General features: G+C 71.8%; 12 protein-coding genes and 2 pseudogenes. 8 read left to right on the forward strand and 6 right to left on the reverse strand.

Annotated elements, in window-relative coordinates:
* Positions 1-3: 3 nt before the first annotated feature.
* The 3 genes from ACH4YP_RS20480 to ACH4YP_RS20490 all read right to left on the reverse strand — a co-directional run bounded on the left by ACH4YP_RS20480 (position 4) and on the right by ACH4YP_RS20490 (position 2,943).
* Positions 4-789: a TSUP family transporter gene (locus ACH4YP_RS20480; protein WP_361066118.1), complete on the reverse strand. Its 786-nt coding sequence runs from the start codon at positions 787-789 to the stop codon at positions 4-6.
* A 119-nt stretch (positions 790-908) separates the two neighbouring features.
* Positions 909-1,559 carry a response regulator transcription factor gene (locus ACH4YP_RS20485; RefSeq protein ID WP_361066121.1) on the reverse strand — a complete coding sequence of 217 codons (651 nt, stop codon included), beginning with the start codon at positions 1,557-1,559 and terminating at the stop codon, positions 909-911.
* Between the two features lie 85 nt (positions 1,560-1,644).
* A complete protein-coding gene (locus tag ACH4YP_RS20490; RefSeq protein WP_398491627.1) occupies positions 1,645-2,943 on the reverse strand; it encodes a sensor histidine kinase in 1,299 nt (432 codons plus the stop codon).
* A gap of 422 nt (positions 2,944-3,365) precedes the next feature.
* On the opposite strand from ACH4YP_RS20490, the gene ACH4YP_RS20495 reads away from it, so the two are divergent.
* The 5 genes from ACH4YP_RS20495 (at position 3,366) to ACH4YP_RS20515 (ending at position 9,218) form a co-directional block, all read left to right on the forward strand.
* Complete coding sequence (locus tag ACH4YP_RS20495; RefSeq protein ID WP_398491629.1) at positions 3,366-4,634, forward strand: NAD(P)/FAD-dependent oxidoreductase; 1,269 nt, start codon at positions 3,366-3,368, stop codon at positions 4,632-4,634.
* The gene (nirB, locus tag ACH4YP_RS20500) at positions 4,631-7,225 is read left to right on the forward strand and encodes a nitrite reductase large subunit NirB (protein WP_361066130.1); all 2,595 of its coding nucleotides are present in this window, start codon (positions 4,631-4,633) and stop codon (positions 7,223-7,225) included. The genes ACH4YP_RS20495 and nirB overlap by 4 nt, the downstream gene beginning before the upstream one ends.
* On the forward strand, positions 7,222-7,581 hold the full coding sequence (gene nirD / locus ACH4YP_RS20505; RefSeq protein ID WP_398491631.1) for a nitrite reductase small subunit NirD: 360 nt from the start codon (positions 7,222-7,224) through the stop codon (positions 7,579-7,581). Before nirB ends, nirD begins: the two co-directional genes overlap by 4 nt.
* Positions 7,582-7,669: 88 nt before the next feature.
* The gene (locus ACH4YP_RS20510) at positions 7,670-8,254 is read left to right on the forward strand and encodes a TetR/AcrR family transcriptional regulator (RefSeq protein ID WP_398491633.1); all 585 of its coding nucleotides are present in this window, start codon (positions 7,670-7,672) and stop codon (positions 8,252-8,254) included.
* A 196-nt stretch (positions 8,255-8,450) separates the two neighbouring features.
* Positions 8,451-9,218: an SDR family NAD(P)-dependent oxidoreductase gene (locus ACH4YP_RS20515; RefSeq protein WP_398491634.1), complete on the forward strand. Its 768-nt coding sequence runs from the start codon at positions 8,451-8,453 to the stop codon at positions 9,216-9,218.
* Positions 9,219-9,227: 9 nt separating this feature from the next.
* On the opposite strand, the gene ACH4YP_RS20520 is transcribed toward ACH4YP_RS20515, so the two are convergent.
* The 3 genes and pseudogenes from ACH4YP_RS20520 to ACH4YP_RS20530 form a co-directional block, all read right to left on the reverse strand.
* Positions 9,228-10,700 carry a HAMP domain-containing sensor histidine kinase gene (locus ACH4YP_RS20520; protein ID WP_361066141.1) on the reverse strand — a complete coding sequence of 491 codons (1,473 nt, stop codon included), beginning with the start codon at positions 10,698-10,700 and terminating at the stop codon, positions 9,228-9,230.
* Positions 10,701-10,909: 209 nt separating this feature from the next.
* Positions 10,910-11,224: pseudogene (locus ACH4YP_RS20525) on the reverse strand (winged helix-turn-helix domain-containing protein); the annotation flags it as partial.
* Positions 11,225-12,367: 1,143 nt separating this feature from the next.
* Positions 12,368-12,868 (reverse strand): annotated as a pseudogene (locus ACH4YP_RS20530) (response regulator transcription factor); the annotation flags it as partial.
* A gap of 285 nt (positions 12,869-13,153) precedes the next feature.
* On the opposite strand from ACH4YP_RS20530, the gene ACH4YP_RS20535 reads away from it, so the two are divergent.
* The 3 genes from ACH4YP_RS20535 (at position 13,154) to ACH4YP_RS20545 (ending at position 16,640) form a co-directional block, all read left to right on the forward strand.
* On the forward strand, positions 13,154-13,759 hold the full coding sequence (locus tag ACH4YP_RS20535; RefSeq protein ID WP_361066144.1) for a carbonic anhydrase: 606 nt from the start codon (positions 13,154-13,156) through the stop codon (positions 13,757-13,759).
* On the forward strand, positions 13,756-15,603 hold the full coding sequence (locus ACH4YP_RS20540) for a SulP family inorganic anion transporter (protein ID WP_361066147.1): 1,848 nt from the start codon (positions 13,756-13,758) through the stop codon (positions 15,601-15,603). The genes ACH4YP_RS20535 and ACH4YP_RS20540 overlap by 4 nt, the downstream gene beginning before the upstream one ends.
* A gap of 104 nt (positions 15,604-15,707) precedes the next feature.
* Positions 15,708-16,640, forward strand: a complete 933-nt coding sequence (locus ACH4YP_RS20545; RefSeq protein ID WP_398491636.1) for an oxidoreductase — start codon at positions 15,708-15,710, stop codon at positions 16,638-16,640.
* Positions 16,641-16,656: the final 16 nt, after the last annotated feature.

Genomic DNA, 16,656 nt, shown 5'->3' on the forward strand with positions numbered 1-16,656 from the left:
CCGCTATGCCAGCCACTGCTGGTACGCCAGGTTCGCCACCAGCGCGAAGACCACCGTCAGCAGTACGACCCGGACGAACCCGCTGCCCTTCTTGAGCGCGGTGTGCGCCCCGGCCATTCCGCCGACGAGGTTGAAGACGGCCATCAGTGCGGCCAGCTGCCAGTAGACCGTGCCCTGCCAGCCGAACATCGCGAGCGCTCCCGCGTTGGTGCAGCAGTTGACGATCTTCGCGGTGGCGGAGGCGGTCACCAGGTCGAGGTGGAGCAGCGCGGTCAGGGCGAGCACGAGGAACGTGCCCGTGCCGGGGCCGACGAGCCCGTCGTAGAAGCCGATGCCGAGGCCCGCGAGGCCGATCGCGGCGAGGACGCGGCGCGGGGTGACGGGCGCGGTCGAGGGCGCGGTGCCGAAGGCGGGCCGCAGGATCACGAAGGCGCCGACGCCGAGCAGGACGACCATCACCACCGGCTTCAGCACGTCGGTGCTCATCCCGGCGGCGACGAGCGCGCCGGCCGAGGAGCCCGCGAGCGCCGCGAGACCGATCCGTACGGCCGTGCCGACGTCCACGGGCGCCTTGCGCGCGTACGTCACCGCCGCGCCCGTGGTGCCGACGATCGCCACGGCCTTGTTGGTGCCGAGCGCGTACTGGGCGGCCGAGCCCGAGTTCGGCAGCCCGAGGAGGAGAACAGGGAGCAGCAGGAGGCCCCCGCCGCCCACCACCGCGTCGATCCAGCCCGCCGCGAGAGCGGTCAGGCACAGGACAACGACCATGGTCAGCGATATGTCGGGCATGATCGCGACCCTATGGACGAGGTAGATGCGCCGTCCACGAATCCTGTGAACCTTGAGGTTCTCCAGAGGTTCGGGGAGACGGTGGACGAAGGCGCTCAGCCCACCGTCTCCAAGTAACGTCAGCCCACCGTCTCCAAGTAGCGCAGGACCGCCAGCACCCGCCGATTCCCCGTGTCGGAGGGCAGCAGGCCGAGCTTGGTGAAGATGTTGGCGATGTGCTTCTCGACGGCCCGTTCCGAGACGCCGAAGGAGGTGGCGACGGCGTGGTTCGTACGGCCCTCGGCCATCAGCGCGAGCACCTCGCGTTCGCGGGGCGTGAGGGCGTCCAGGACGTTGGCGCGGCGGCTCGCGCCGAAGAGCTGGGCGACGACCTCCGGGTCGAGGGCGGTGCCGCCGGCGGCGACCCGTTCCAGCGCGTCCACGAACTCCCCGATGTCGACGACCCGCTCCTTGAGCAGATAGCCGACACCGCCCGGGTTGGTGCCCAGGAGCTGTGCGGCGTACTTCGTCTCGACGTACTGGGAGAAGATCAGCACCCCGGTGCCGGGGTGGTCCGCGCGCAGGCGTACGGCGGCCCGCAGACCCTCGTCGGTCTGGGTCGGCGGCAGCCGGATGTCGACGACCGCGGCGTCCGGGCGGTGCTCGGCCACGGCGGCGAGCAGCGCGTCGGCGTCCCCGACGGCCGCGGCGACGTCCACGCCCCGCAGCTGGAGGAGCTGGGCCAGCCCGTCGCGCAGCAGGGCGGAGTCCTCGGCGATGACAACGCGCATTTGGCCCCCGTGATCACTAAGGCAGTCAGCAAGACGGTCGGTAAGGCAGTCAGTAGGGCAGTCGGCAAGGCGGTCGGTAGGACCGTCAGTAGGGCAGCTCGACCGTGACCACCGTAGGGCCTCCCGGTGGGCTGTCGCAGGTGAGCGTGCCGTCGACGGTCCGTACCCGGGTCAGCAGGCCGGTGAGCCCGGAGCCCGCGCCGATCGCCGCGCCGCCGCGTCCGCCGTCCTGGACGGTGAGCCGCAGCAGCCCGGCGCGGGCGGTCACCGTCACGGTGGCGCCGGCCGCCCCGCTGTGTTTCGCCGCGTTGGCGAGGAGTTCCGCGGCGCAGAAGTAGGCGATGGACTCGACGGCGGGCGCGGGGCGGGCCTCGATGTCCGTGACGACCTCGACGGGCAGCGCGCTGTCGGCCGCGAGGGTGGCCAGGGCCGTGTCCAGGCCCTGGTCCAGTACGGGAGGGTGGATGCCCTTGACGAGGTGGCGCAGGTCGACGATGGCCTGCTTGGCGTTGCCCTGTGCGGTGTCGACGACGGCGAGCAGCCGTTCGCGGTCGGCGTCCGCTCCGACCAGTTCCCTGATCATCGTCAGATGCATCGCGAGTCCGACGAGCCGGGCCTGTGTGCCGTCGTGCAGGTCGCGCTCGATGCGGCGCAGGGTCGCCGCCGCGTCGTCCACGGCCTGGGCGCGCGTCTCCTCCAGCGTGCGGATACGGCGCTCCGCGTCGCTCGGGCCGAGCGTGGCGGCGAGCAGGGCGCGGTGCGGGGCGAGGGCGTGCCGCAGCAGCCAGGGGGCGACGGCAAGCAGGACGAGCCCGACAGCCATCGGGATCAACCACCTTGGCCAGGAGTCGAGTTGGACGCCGAAGACCTCCAGCGACACATGCTGTACGGAGTCGCCGTCGCGCACGGTGTGATGGTTCCAGCGCTTGAGCAGCGGGTGCAGGGCCAGCTGAACCCCGTAGGCGTACGCGCCCAGGACCGCCGCGAACCCCAGGGCGGCCGTGACGGGGGTGCCCAGCGCGCAGCCGACGGCCCGCCAGCCGGCCCGGCCGAGGAGCAGGGCCCGCCGTCTGCCGAGCACGCCCCGCGCGGGAGGTGTCGGCGGCTCCTCGATCTGCAGGCCCAACAGCCGCCGCGCCAGGGCCCGTTGGGCCGAACCGAGCGCGAGGGCGCCCCGCACGGTCAGTGCCAGCACCCACAGGCCCAGCGTGGTGACGGACAGGGCCCCGCCGACGACCAGCCCCACGAGCGTGAGCACGAGGCCGACGAGGGCGAGCGGGAGCGCGATCAGGGCGTAGAGGAGTACGCCGAGGGCCTTCGGGGTGAAGGCGGCGATCGGACGCCTCAGGACGTCGAGCGCGAACGCGGCGGTCAGTCGGCGCATGCCGTCAACCTACGGCCGCGCCGGGAGCGCCGTCGCGAGGCAGTCAAGTGGGTCGCGAGGCAGTCAAATGGGTTCTGCGTCCCAGCGACACGCCGTGCATGCGGCGTGTCACTGGGACGCAGAACCCACTTCCCTTCGTCCGGACGGTGTCCATGGCTTGCTCCCTTTGTGTACGCGTGCGGGGCGCGGGTGACCCGGCGTCTCAAGGCTGCCGCAGGCGGAGGCGGAGGTCGATGGTGCTCGCACGGAACCCGGTGGTGGGGATAACCGCACCCCGCCCCCGTTCCGGGCGGCCTCACCGCGCCCCCGCCCCGCCCGCCGAGAACCCTCACATCCGCGTCCCGGCTCCGCTGAGGGCAGCGTTCCCCGCGGGAAACAGTGGTGATGCGACCGGGTAACACCGGCACCGCACGCTGCGATACATGACCTCGAATACGCGTGTGGTGGTGATCGGCGCCGGCCTCGCGGGCGTACGGCTCGCCCGCAGGCTCGGAGAGCTCGGCGTGTCCGCCGAGCTCGTCGGCGACGAGGAGCACACCCCGTACAACCGGGTCCTGCTCGCGGAGGTCCTGGCCGGGCGGTACGCCCCCGAGGTCATCGCGCTGCCGACGCCCGAGCGGCTGACCCGCGGCCGGGCGGTGCACATCGACCGCGCGGAGCGGCTGGTGCACTTCGCCGACGGCTCGGTGATCGCATACGACACGCTGGTCCTGGCCACCGGTTCGAACCCGGTACTTCCGCCCCTGCGCGGCCTGTTCGGCCCGGACCGGCACGAACTGCCCGAAGGAGTCCACGCGTTCCGCACGATGGACGACTGCCTGGGCCTGTCCAAGGCCGTACGGCCGGACACCCGGGCCGTCGTCATCGGCGGCGGGCTGCTCGGTGTCTCGGCGGCCCGCGCGCTCGCCGAGCGCGGCGCGCAGGTGGTGCTGGCCCAGCAGTCCGAGCGGCTGATGGAACGTCAACTCGACCCGTCCGCGTCCAAGTTGGTGCTGCGGCACCTCAAGGACCTCGGCGTCGAGGTGCACACCGAGTGCCGGGTGCGCGATGTGCGCTGCGTCGGCGGCGCGGTCCGCTCGGTCGAGCTGGCCGACGGGTACGCGCTCGACGCCGACCTGGTGGTACTGGCCTGCGGGGTGCACCCTCGGGTGGGCCTCGCCCAGGACGCGGGGCTCGCCGTGCACAAGGGCGTCATCGTCGACGACGAGCTGCGCACCTCCGACCCGCACATCAGGGCGATCGGCGACTGCGCCCAGCACGACGGAAACGTCTACGGTCTCGCCGCGCCCGCCCTCGAACAGGCCGATGTCCTGGCCGAGTTGCTGGCCACGGCGGACCCGGGTACGGACTCGGCCGAGGCCACCTCTGGCTGCACCGGCTACACCGGCACCCGCGCCCTCACCCGGCTCACCCTCGCCCTCCCCGCCCTCGCCTCCGGCACCCCTCTCGACCTCGCCGCCTTCGGGGAGCACACCCCGCTTCCCGGCGACGACGTCATCCAGCTCACCGACGCCACCCGCGGCACGTACCGCAAGGTCGTCGTCCGCGACGACCGCCTGGTCGGCGGGGTCCTTGTCGGCGAGCTCGGCACCGTCGGCGCGCTCGCCCGCGCCTGGGAGGGAGCAGAGCCGCTGCCCTCCGACGGCGGCCCCCTGCTCCACCTGCTCACCAACGATGGAGGCCCTGAATGACCGCCACCCTGGGGGGCACCCCCACGATCGTGCTCGTCGGCCACGGCATGGTCGGCCAGCGCTTCCTCGAAGCGCTGGCCGAGCGCGGCCTGACCGCCACGCACCGCGTGGTCGTGCTGTGCGAGGAGCCACGCCCCGCGTACGACCGCGTGCAGTTGACCTCGTACTTCTCGGGGACCACGCCCGAGGAACTGTCCATGACGGACATGGAGTTCATCAAGGACCACGGGATCGAGCTGCACATCGGCGACCCGGCCGAGACGGTCGACCGGGCCGCGAAGCGGGTAACGGCCCGCTCCGGCCTGACGGTCGACTACGACACGCTCGTCCTCGCCACCGGCTCGTACCCCTTCGTGCCGCCGGTGCCGAACAAGGACGCCGAGGGCTGCTTCGTCTACCGGACGATCGAGGACCTCCTCGCGATCGAGGAGTACGCGAAGACCCGCACGACCGGCGCGGTGGTCGGCGGCGGACTGCTCGGTCTGGAGGCGGCGGGCGCCCTGAAGGGGCTCGGACTCACCTCCCACATCGTGGAGTTCGCGCCGCGCCTGATGCCGGTGCAGGTCGACGACGGCGGTGGCGCGGCCCTGCTGCGCACCATCGAGGACATGGGCCTGAGCGTCCACACCGGTGTGGGCACGCAGGAGATCGTCACGGACGCCTCGGGCGCCGTGACCGGCATGAAGCTGTCCGACGGCTCCGAACTCGCCACCGACCTGGTGGTCTTCTCGGCCGGTGTCCGCCCCCGCGACCAGCTCGCCCGCGACTGCGGTCTGACGGTCGGCGAGCGCGGCGGCATCTCCGTCGACGAGCAGTGCCGGACCGTGAACGACCCGCAGGTGTTCGCGATCGGCGAGTGCGCGCTGGCCGCCGACGGCCGGGTGTACGGCCTGGTCGCGCCCGGGTACGAGCAGGCCGAGACGGCCGCCGCGACCATCGCCACCGACGAGGCGTCCTTCACCGGCGCCGACCTGTCCACCAAGCTCAAGCTGCTCGGCGTGGACGTGGCGTCCTTCGGCGACGCGCACGGCACCGCCGAGGACTGCCTCGACGTCGTCTACTCCGACTCCCGCTCCGGCACGTACAAGAAGCTGGTCATCGGCCGGAACGGTGAACTGCTCGGCGGCATCCTGGTCGGCGACGCCGAGGCGTACGGCACGCTGCGCGCGTTCACCGGGTCGGTCCCGCCGATCTCCCCGGAGCAGCTCGTCCTCCCGGCCGGCGCCGGCGCGCCCGTCCAGCTCGGCCCGTCCTCGCTGCCGGACGAGGCGATCATCTGCTCCTGCCACAACGTCACCAAGGGCGCGATCCGCGGCGCGGTCACCGACCACGAGTGCACGACCGTGCCCGAGGTGAAGAAGTGCACCAAGGCCGGTACGGGCTGCGGCAGTTGCGTCAAAGTTCTCGGCCAGCTGGTCACCTCCGAGCTGGAGGCGAGCGGCGTCGAGGTCGACAAGGGCCTCTGCGGCTGCTTCTCCCAGACCCGCGAGGAGCTGTACGAGATCGTCCTCGCCCTGCGCATCACCTCCTACCGGCAACTCCTGGACCGGTACGGGCGTGAGGGCGCCCGGGGCGGCGACGGCTGCGAGGTCTGCAAGCCCGCGGTCGGCTCGATCATCGCCTCGCTGGCGCCCACGATCGGCGCCGACGGCTATGTCCTGGACGGCGAGCAGGCCTCGCTCCAGGACACCAACGACCACTTCCTCGCCAACCTCCAGAAGAACGGCTCGTACTCGATCGTGCCGCGTATCCCCGGCGGCGAGATCACCCCCGAGAAGCTCATCGTGATCGGCGAGGTGGCCCGGGACTTCGGCCTATACACGAAGATCACGGGCGGCCAGCGGATCGACATGTTCGGCGCACGCGTCGAGCAACTCCCGCTGATCTGGGCCCGGTTGGTGGACGCCGGCTTCGAGTCCGGTCACGCGTACGGAAAGTCGCTGCGGACGGTCAAGTCCTGTGTCGGGCAGACCTGGTGCCGGTACGGCGTCCAGGACTCGGTGCGCATGGCGATCGACCTGGAGCTGCGCTACCGGGGTCTGCGGTCCCCGCACAAGCTCAAGTCGGCGGTCTCCGGCTGCGCCCGCGAGTGCGCGGAGGCCCAGTCGAAGGACTTCGGCATCATCGCCACCGCCAACGGCTGGAACCTGTACGTCGGCGGCAACGGCGGCGCGACGCCGCGCCACGCCGACCTGCTCGCCCAGGATCTCTCCGACGCCGAACTGATCCGCCTGATCGACCGTTTCCTGATGTTCTACATCCGCACGGCCGACCGCCTGGAGCGCACCTCTACCTGGCTGGAGCGGATCGACGGCGGCCTCGACCACGTCCGCGAAGTCGTCGTGGAGGACTCGCTGGGCATCTGCGAGGAGCTGGAGTCCCTGATGACGGCGCACGTCGCGAACTACCGCGACGAGTGGGCCGAGACCATCAACGACCCGGAGAAGCTCTCCCGCTTCGTCTCCTTCGTGAACGCGCCGGACACCCCCGACCCGGTCGTCGGCTTCGTCCCCGAGCGCGACCAGATCAAGCCCGACCTGCCGCTGCTGACCATCGGCACGCGCCCCCTGGAAGGAAGCGCCCAGCGATGACCCTGGCACCCGAGACGACCACGACGACCGCCGCGACGGTCCAACTCCAGCTGCCGGACGGCTGGTTCACGGTCTGCGACCTGACCCTGCTGGTGCCCGGCCGCGGGGTGGCGGCACTGCTCCCGGACGGCCAGCAGGTCGCGCTCTTCCTGGACCGCATGGGCCGCATGTACGCGATCGACAACCGCGACCCGTTCTCCGGCGCGGCCGTCCTCTCCCGCGGCCTCACGGGCACGCACCAGGGCCGCCCGTTCGTCGCCTCCCCCCTCCTCAAGCAGCGCTTCGACCTGGAGTCGGGCCAGTGCCTGGACGACGAGACGGTGAGGGTGGCGACGTACGAGGTGCGGGCGCGGTAGACGGCCGCCCCGGCACCGGTTCCGTCCGGTCCCGCTCACGCCGGATTCATCTTGACCGATCGTTTCAGAAACGCCTAGGCTGCGGTACGTGGCCAGGACCAAGGAGTTCGATCCGGACGCCGCGCTGCAGTCGGCTCTTGAGCTGTTCTGGCGGCGCGGCTACGAGGCGACGTCGATGGCGGATCTCGTCGAGCATCTCGGCATCGGACGCGCCAGCATCTACGCGACCTTCGGCAACAAGCACGCGCTGTACCTGAGGGCGCTCGACCGGTACGGGGAGTCGCGCGACGCGCTGATGCTGCGCGAGCTGTCGCAGGCGGGGGCCGCGCTGCCCGCCGTGCGCGCGCTGGTGCGGCGGTTCGCCGCCGAGGCGACGGACGACGCCCGCCGGAGCGCGGGCTGTTTCGTCACCAACACGGCGGCCGAGCTCGCCCCTCACGACGCGGCGGCGGCCCGGCTCGTGGAGCTCAGCTGGGATCACATCGAGACACTGATGCACTCGGCGCTCGTACGGGCGCAGGCACAGGGGGAGCTCGCGGAGGATCGGGATCCTCGGGCGCTGGCTCGTATGTTGCTGGTGTTGATGCAGGGGCTGCGGGTTGTCGGCAAGGCGTCGGCGGACCCCGGGCGGGTTCGGGACGCGGCCGAGCAGGCTCTGACCTTGCTGGATTGATTCGGCACGCGCCGGCCCTTTGTCGTGTGCGGGCATCTGTCGGCCGGTCGCGCAGTTCCTCGCGCCCCTCAAAGGTTTGCGCAATTCCCCGCACCCCTGAAGGGGGCGCGTTTCGTCTGCCCTCATATTGAAACGATCGGTCCAGTAAGGAGGAACTCACGTTCCTCGACTCACCATGTCCGAAAGGGAGTCACCCATGAACCGCACCCGCTTCTCGCACCGCACCGTCCTCGTCACCGGGGGCGGCACCGGGATCGGGCGGGCCGTCGCGCTCGCGTTCGCCGCCGAGGGCGCCTCCGTCGTCGTGGCGGGCCGTACCCGTGCGGCGCTCGACGAGACCGTCGCGCTCGCCGAACGGGCCGGTGGCACGGCGGTCGCGCAGGTCGCCGACGTGGCACGCTCGGCGGACGTGGAGGCGCTCGTCCGCACGGCCGTCGACCGCTTCGGCTCGCTCGACATCGCCGTGAACAACGCGGGCGTCTTCCGCGGCGGACAGCCCGTCGCCGACCTCCCCGAGGAGGACTGGCGGACCCTGCTCGACATCAACGTCACCGGTGTACTCCTCGCCCTGCGGGCCGAGGTCCGGCAGATGCGGACCCAGCCGGGCGGCGGGGCGATCGTCAACGTCTCCTCCAACCTGGGCGCGCACAAGCAGTGGCCCAACACCACCGCGTACGCCGCCTCCAAGGCCGCCGTGTCCGCGCTCACCGCCGGCGCCGCGCTCGACCACATCGCCGACGGGATCCGTATCAACGCCGTGAGCCCCGGCGCCTCCGCGACCGCCATGTCCCTGCGGCCCGGCGAGACCGAGGCCGACCGTGCCGCGCGGATGAAGGAGGAGTCACCGCTCGGCCGCGTCTCGTCGACGGAGGAGGTGGCCGAGGCCGTGCTGTATCTGGCCTCCGACGCCGCGGCGTCCGTGGTCGGCACCGACCTGGTGATCGACGGGGGTTCGTCGCTGTAGTGGGCGCGTTCAGAACACCCGTTGAGCGGCGCTCTCCAGCGGTCTCGGGGGCGCCGCCGGGGCACCGACGACGGGCGGCAGCCGAACCACCGCGTCAAGACCGCCGGAGGCACCCGCGCGCAGAAGCACGTCCCCGCCGCTCGCGTGCGCCAGGCGCTGGACGAGGGCCAGGCCGAGACCCGTACCGCCCTTCGGTGCGTCGGGAGCGCGCCAGAAGCGGTCGAAGGCGCGGCGGCGCTGTTCCTCGGTCATGCCGGGGCCCTCGTCCATGACATGGAGTTCGACACGGGCCGGGCCCGCCGGGCGGTGGTGGAAGCGGCGTTCGTGGGTCTCGGGCCTGCGCAGGTCGACGGACACGGTGGAGTAAGGGGGCGCCACCCGCAGGGAGTTGGACAGCAGGTTGTCCAGGATCTGCTCGACCGCGCCGGGCAGGGCGAGGACCGGCCCGCCGTAGTCGCCGAGCAGCACGAGCTGCACGCCGTGCTGCTCGAACATCGGCGCCCAGGCCCGGTGCCGCTCCGCGCAGACCCGGTCCAGGTCCACCGGCTCGCGCACCGCCGCGCTCTCGTCGAGCCGGGCCATCGCCAGCAGCCCCTCGACCATCCTGGCGAGCCGGTCGGTCTCGGTCATCGCGGCGGTCAGGTTGCCCCGGGCGTGCAGGGCGATGTCGGACTCCAGGTTCTCCAGGCGCAGCCGCAGCGCGGCGAGGGGCGTCTTGAGCTGGTGCGAGGCCTCGCCCGCGAAGGCGCGCTGGGAGGCCAGGAGGTGTTCGAGGCGGGCGGCCGTACGGTTGAAGGTGGCCGCGAGACTCCGTACCTCCGGCGGTCCCTTGGTGATCGCCACCGGCGTGGCCGAGCCGCCGTCGGCCAACTCGTGGGTGGCGAGCTCCAGTTCACGGATGGGGCGGCCGGTCCAGCGGGCGATGGCGAAGCCGATGACCGCGACGGCGGTGAGGGCCGCGAGCCCCCCGAGGGCCAGCAGCAGCCAGACGTGGTGCACCCGGGCGTGCACCATCTGCGTGGGCAGCGTGATCCACACGGCGCCCTGCTTGTACGAGCCGTACGCGATCGGCGCCGCGACGGACAGGTACTGGACGCCGCCGATGGTGGAGGTGCGGACGTCCTGTGTGGCGGTCCCCCGCAGCGCCGCCGCGATCCCGGGACGGGCGGCGAGGCCCTGGGTCTCCGTAGCCGACAGGGTGTGCGAGCTGGTGACCAGCGCACCGGACCGGTCGACGATCACCACCTTGCCGCCGATGCGGTCGGCGCAGCGGCTCACCCTGCCGGGCAGGTCCCGCCCCGCGCGGCCGCCCATGGACAGGGCCAGCGACGCGTACGCGGAGACCGACTCCGCCTCGTCCTTCGCCATGTTGGTGACCCGCTCCCGCTCGCCCCTGGAGTAGACGAAGCCCAGCGGGATCTCCAGGCAGAGCAGGAGCAGCACGGCGAGACTCAGATAGCTGAGCAGGAGGCGACGCGTCACCGGAACGCCGCCGGCCGGGCTTCGTGGGATCCGCCGTCCGGAAGGCCGTCGTACGCGCCGCCCGACCCGAACGACTCGAACGACTCGAACGATCCGTATGAGCCGGCCGAACGGGTCGAACCGGTCGAACCGGATGCGCCGTACGAGCCGTTCGGTCTGCCGGGCTGCTCCCCGTACGAGCCATCGGTCGCCCCGCCCAGGGTGCCGCCCGAGGCCCCGCTCGCCGAGGGCGGCCGGTTCTGCACAGCGAGTCGGAAACCGACCCCGCGCAGGGTCTGGATCCACGCCGAGTTCCCCAACTTCCTTCGCAGCGTGGCCACATGGACGTCCAGTGTCTTGGTCGGGCCCTGGTAGTGCGGGTCCCACACCCGGTCCAGGATCTGCTGCCGCGAGTAGACCGCTCCGGGGTCCTCGGTGAGCAGCGCGAGCAGTTCGAACTCCTTCGGCGTCAGCGAGACCGGCGAGTCCCCGACCCAGACCTGCCGGGTACGGCGGTCGACGACGAGGGGGCCGGGGGCGGACGGCGTCTCGGCACCCGGCTCCGCCTCGGCTCCGAGTGCTCCTTCGCCGGCCCTCGCCGACGCCTCCCGCCGCGACCGCCCGGCCGGGACCGACGGCGCGAACTCGAAGGCCGGCCCGCCATCGAAGGAGCGCGACGACTCGTCGAAACGCGGCCCGACACCGGACGACCGGTCGTAGGGGTCGAGGGGCGCATGGGGTGCCTGGGGGTCGTACGCGTCGGAGGACCGGGGGGCGCCGCCGGACGACAGGTCGTACGGGTCCGGCGCACGGGTGCCGCCGGAAGAGCCGTACGCCGCCGATGCGCGGGTGCCGTCGGCGGAGCCGTACGAGTCGGGCGCACGAGTCGCTCCGGACGAGTCGTACGAGGACCGCCCGCGGGTGCCGTCGGTCCGGTCGTAGGAGGACCCCGCGCCGGTGCCATCGGACGGGCCGTACGAAGACCGCGTACCGGCGCCATCGGACGGGCCGTACGAGGACCTCGTACTGGCACCATCGGTCCCGTCGAACGAGGACCGCTCGCCGGTGCCATGGGTCCGGTCGTACGACGATCGCGCGCCCGTGCCGTCGGTCCGGTCGTACGACGACCGCGTGGCCGATGCGGTATCCGCCCCCGCGGCGGCCGGCCCCGGTTCGCCCGAACCGGCAAAGCCTCGCCCGGAGTTGCCCGGCTCGAAGCCGTCCCGCGCTGAGCCGCCCCGCCCTGCGGTGTCCCGTCGCGCGGTGTCCCGCCCGGGGGTGTCCGGCCCCTCGGAGAACGACTCACCCGCGAACGGCTCGCCGCCGAACGACTCGCCCCTGAACGGCTTCTCCTCCCGGGGTTCCGCCGCTCGGGATTCCACGGCCGGGGGTTCCGCGGCACGGGACCGTGCGCCGGAGGGCCCGGCACCCGGAGTGGACCCCGACTCGTACGCCCCCTCGGAGCGAGACCGCCAGTCGGACGCGCCGGCGTCTGAAAGTCCGGCACCCGAAAATCCGCCGGCCGAAGGCCCGGCACCCGCATATCCGGCACCCGAGGACCCGACCTCCGGAGACCCGACCTCTGGAGAGCCGGAACCAGGAGACCCGGAACCAGGCGTCCCCGCCCCGGCGGGCGCCCCGTCGCCGAGCAGCCCGGTCACCCGCACGCCCGCTCCCAGGGTCCCGGACCCGGGCGGCCCCGACCCGAGCGGGCTCGCGCCGAGCGGACCCGTGCCGGGCGAACTCGTACCGAACGGGCCCACCACAGGCGTCCCACCCGGCGGAGTCGCCATGAACTCGCCCTCGGTCAGGCCCTGTTGGAGGCCACGACCCTGCTGGGTGCGCCGGGTGACGGCCCGTATCCGGGCCACCAGCTCGCGCAGGCTGAAAGGTTTCGCCAGATAGTCGTCCGCGCCGAGTTCGAGACCCAGAACGCGGTCGGCCTCCTCGCCGCGCGCGCTGAGGATGATGACGGGCACGTCGGAGTGCTGCCGGATCCCCCGGCAGACGTCGATGCCGTCCATGTCGGGCAGCCCCAGGTCGAGCAGGACGACATCGCCGTACGGCCCTCTCAGCCCGGCGGCCCCGGTCGAGACGTGGTCGACCGTCAGCCCGAAGTGACCCAGACCCTCGGCGAGCGGCTCGGCGATCGTCTCGTCGTCCTCGATGAGCAGCACTCGTACGCCCATAGGCCCTGTTCTCCCATGAATCCGGACAGCACGAATTCCGCGCCGTGGAGGGGACACGCTACAAGAACCGTCATGGGCACGTCGCCTATACCCGAGGTAATGTGACCAGCCGCTCAAAAACCGCCCATGGATGGCTCGTTGACGATGATTCAGCCCGCCGGGGACAAAATATGTCCCATTCCTGGTCGCGCTCTAGTGTTCCTTTAACCTTCGCCTGGCAGTCGCCCCTCTACGGTGAGAGCACGACGGGAAAGCCCTGGTCGAACCCCCCTGCCGGGAGGAACCGTGAAGGCACTGCTGGACCGCGCCCGCTCGTTCAAGAGGCGCGTCGATTTCGAGAGCGGCGAATACCGGAAGCTGGCCGAAGGCCAATATCCGGAGGCATTGTTCATTACCTGCTCGGACTCGCGGGTCATACCCGCCCTGATCACAGGCGCACGTCCCGGAGAGATATTCGAGCTGCGGAACGCAGGCAATATCGTGCCGCCGCACGGACGGCAGAGCGCGTCCGGCGAGGCCGCCACCATCGAGTACGCACTGGAGGTGCTCGGCGTTCAGGACATCGTCGTGTGCGGCCACTCCCACTGCGGCGCGATGGGCGCCCTGAAGTCCGGCGACGACCTGTCCGCGCTGCCCGGGGTGGACGCCTGGCTGGACCTGGCCCGCCCGGAACTCGCACCGTTGCTCGACGGCGCGTTCGAGGATCCGTCGATGCCGGCCGTGGCCCAGCTCAACGTCGTCAACCAGCTCGCGGCACTGCGGAGTTACCCGCTCACCAAGCCCCGGCTCGACTCGGGACGGCTACGGCTGCACGGCTGGTACTACGAGGTCGACACCGGCCAGGTCCACGAGCTGGACGAGGACGGTAGCTTCCGGGTGCACGCCGCATGAGCGGGATGCACGCACGCGGACGCGTACCGGCACACGCCAGGATCCCGGACGCCCCGCCCGCCCCGGACTTCCCGGCCCCGGACTTCCCCGCCCCGAACGCCCCGGCCTACGCCCCCACGTACGGCCCGGACATCACACCGACGGCCGCCTCCCCAACGGCCGAGACGGAGAAGAAAGCCAGGACGGGCAAGAACGGCAAGGGGCCGAAGGTCGACCTCGCCACCGAGATCACCGCCTCCCTCGTCGTCTTCCTCGTCGCGCTCCCCCTGTGCATCGGCGTGGCCGTCGCCTCCGGTGTCCCCGCCGAGCTGGGCATCATCTCCGGCGTCATCGGCGGCCTGGTGGTCGGCGCGGCGCGCGGCAGCACGCTCCAAGTCAGCGGTCCGGCGGCCGGGTTGGCGGCCCTCGTGGCGGAGACGGTCCTTGAGTACGGCGTCGCCATGCTCGGTGTGATCGTCCTCGGCTCGGGCATCCTGCAGATCATCCTGGGGCTGGTCCGACTCGGCAAGATCTTCCAGGCGATCTCGCTGGCCGTCGTCCAGGGCATGCTCGCGGGCATCGGACTCCCGCTGATGTTCAGCCAGTTGTACCCGATGTCCGACTCCAAGGCCCCGGGCACCCCGATCGAGAACATGGCCGGCCTCCCCGGTCTGATCGCCGACACCGCGGCCAACCCGCAGGCGCTGATCGCCGCGGGACTCGGCGTCGTCACCATCGTGCTCAGCTTCCTGTGGAAGAAGTTGCCGGGCCCGGTCAAGAAGGTCCCGGCCGCGCTCGTGGCCGTCGGGATCGGTATCGGGGTCGCCTCCCTGCCGGGCGTGGACGTGAAGACGCTCCAGGTGGGCAATCTGCTCGCGTCCGTGAACGTCCCCGGCGCCACCGAGTTCGCCGGCCTCGCCGACGTCGGGATCATCACCGCCATCCTCACCTTCACGGTGATCGCCTCGGCGGAGAGCCTCTTCACGGCCGCCGCGGTGGACCGTATGCACAGCGGCCCGCGCACCCGCTACAACCCCGAACTCATCGCCCAGGGCGCCGGAAACACCGTGGCGGGCATCCTCGGCGCGCTCCCCATCACGGCGGTCGTGGCCCGCAGTTCCGCGAACGTCCAGGCGGGCGCCAAGACCCGGCTGTCCCGCACGCTGCACGGCCTGTGGCTGCTGGCCTTCGCGCTGCTCCTGCCCCAGGTCCTCGCCCTGATCCCGATCGCCGTCCTCGCGGGCGTCCTCGTACACAGCGGCTGGAAGCTCTTCGCTCCCGAGGAGTTCCCGAAGATGTGGCGCCAGGACCGGGGCGAGTTCGCGGTCATGACCCTCACCACGCTGGTCATCGTGGCGACGGCGCTCCTCGAAGGCGTCCTCTTCGGCCTCGCCGCCGGAATCGTGCTGGCCGCGCTGCGCATGTCGCAGACCGTCATCAAGCAGCACCTGGAGGAGGACACCGCCAAGGTCGTCATGGCGGGCAACGCCACGTTCCTGCGGCTGCCGCAACTCATCGAGGCCCTGGAGGCCGCCGCGGAGGCGGACAAGCCGCGCATCCGCCTCGACCTGACCGGCGTGACCCACCTCGACCACGCCTGCCGCAACCAGGTGGAGGAGTTCGTCGCCCAGCAGCGGGGATTCGGCCTGCGGGTGGAACTGCTGATGCCGGGGCCGGCCAAGCCGGTCGGCACGACTGCGCCTGTGGCGGACTTGGCTGATGAGTGGGATCGGTCGGCCGGAACCGAGCTGCCCAGGCGGCCGTACGCGCCCGCAGCCGCGGGGCCGACGCAGGGGCCCGGGCCCACGGCCGAGTGGTTCTATCTCGACACGCGGCCCATGCCCGAGGAGTACGCCTCGCGGTGAGCGTCGCCCGGGTCGTTCGATACAGCCCCGCGCTCCTTAGGGAGCGCTGTCCCTCAGCCGTGCCTACGCTGTGAAGCCACCCGTAGGCGGAGGGAGCCATGGTCATGGCCGGCTGGAACGCGCACGACATCCCCGACCAGAGCGGCCGTACCGTCGTCGTCACCGGGGCGAACAGCGGAATCGGGTACGTCACCGCCCGCGAACTGGCCCGGCGGGGCGCCCGGGTGGTCCTCGCGTGCCGCAGCGAGAGCCGTGGCACCGAGGCCGCCGACCGCATGACCGTCGAAGTGCCGGACGCGGAGGCGGAGTTCGTGCGGCTGGACCTCGGAGACCTGGACTCCGTACGGGAGTTCGCGGCGGCGTACGGACGGAAGTACGACCGTCTGGACCTGCTCGTGAACAACGCGGGCGTGATGGCGTTGCCGCAGGGCCGCACGGCGGACGGGTTCGAGACGCAGTTCGGGGTCAACCACCTCGGGCACTTCGCGCTCACCGGGCTGTTGCTGCCGGCGCTGCTGGCCACGCCCGGCGCCCGCGTGGTGAGCGTGTCCAGCTTCGTGCACGCGCTGGCCGACATCGACATCGACGACCTCAACAGCGAGCGGAAGTACGGGCGTTGGACCGCGTACGGACGCTCGAAGACGGCCAACCTGCTGTTCGTGCACGAGCTGGCGCGCAGGCTCGCCGCCATCGGCTCCGATGTCGTGGCGGCGGCCGCGCACCCCGGCTACGCCGCCACCAACCTGATGACCGTGGCCCCGAGGATGGAGGGCCGCAAGGCCGCCGAGCGGTTCATGGAGATCGGCAGCCGCTTCGTCGCCCAGTCCGCGGAGTCCGGCGCCCTCCCCACGCTGTACGCGGCGACAGCACCCGGCGTACGCCCGGACTCCTTCACCGGCCCCTCGATCCTCGGCCTCCGCGGCTCCCCGGCGAAGTCGCGACGTGCCAGGTGGACCCTCAACGACCGTGCGGGACAACGGCTTTGGGAGGAGTCGGAGCGGCTGACGGGTGTCACGTACGAGGCGCTGAAGGTGTGACGCGGGGGCGTACGGG

The organism is Streptomyces sp. NPDC020747 (genome assembly GCF_044334695.1).
Classification (GTDB): domain Bacteria; phylum Actinomycetota; class Actinomycetes; order Streptomycetales; family Streptomycetaceae; genus Streptomyces.

Bases quoted from the DNA above. Each gene is read 5' to 3' on its own strand.
- nirB (WP_361066130.1), top strand. From the start codon at position 4,631: ATGACCGCCACCCTGGGGGGCACCCCCACGATCGTGCTCGTCGGCCAC.
- ACH4YP_RS20480 (WP_361066118.1), bottom strand. From the start codon at position 789: ATGCCCGACATATCGCTGACCATGGTCGTTGTCCTGTGCCTGACCGCT.
- ACH4YP_RS20540 (WP_361066147.1), top strand. From the start codon at position 13,756: ATGAGCGGGATGCACGCACGCGGACGCGTACCGGCACACGCCAGGATC.
- nirD (WP_398491631.1), top strand. From the start codon at position 7,222: ATGACCCTGGCACCCGAGACGACCACGACGACCGCCGCGACGGTCCAA.
- ACH4YP_RS20495 (WP_398491629.1), top strand. From the start codon at position 3,366: ATGACCTCGAATACGCGTGTGGTGGTGATCGGCGCCGGCCTCGCGGGC.
- ACH4YP_RS20515 (WP_398491634.1), top strand. From the start codon at position 8,451: ATGAACCGCACCCGCTTCTCGCACCGCACCGTCCTCGTCACCGGGGGC.
- ACH4YP_RS20545 (WP_398491636.1), top strand. From the start codon at position 15,708: ATGGCCGGCTGGAACGCGCACGACATCCCCGACCAGAGCGGCCGTACC.
- ACH4YP_RS20490 (WP_398491627.1), bottom strand. From the start codon at position 2,943: ATGCGCCGACTGACCGCCGCGTTCGCGCTCGACGTCCTGAGGCGTCCG.
- ACH4YP_RS20485 (WP_361066121.1), bottom strand. From the start codon at position 1,559: ATGCGCGTTGTCATCGCCGAGGACTCCGCCCTGCTGCGCGACGGGCTG.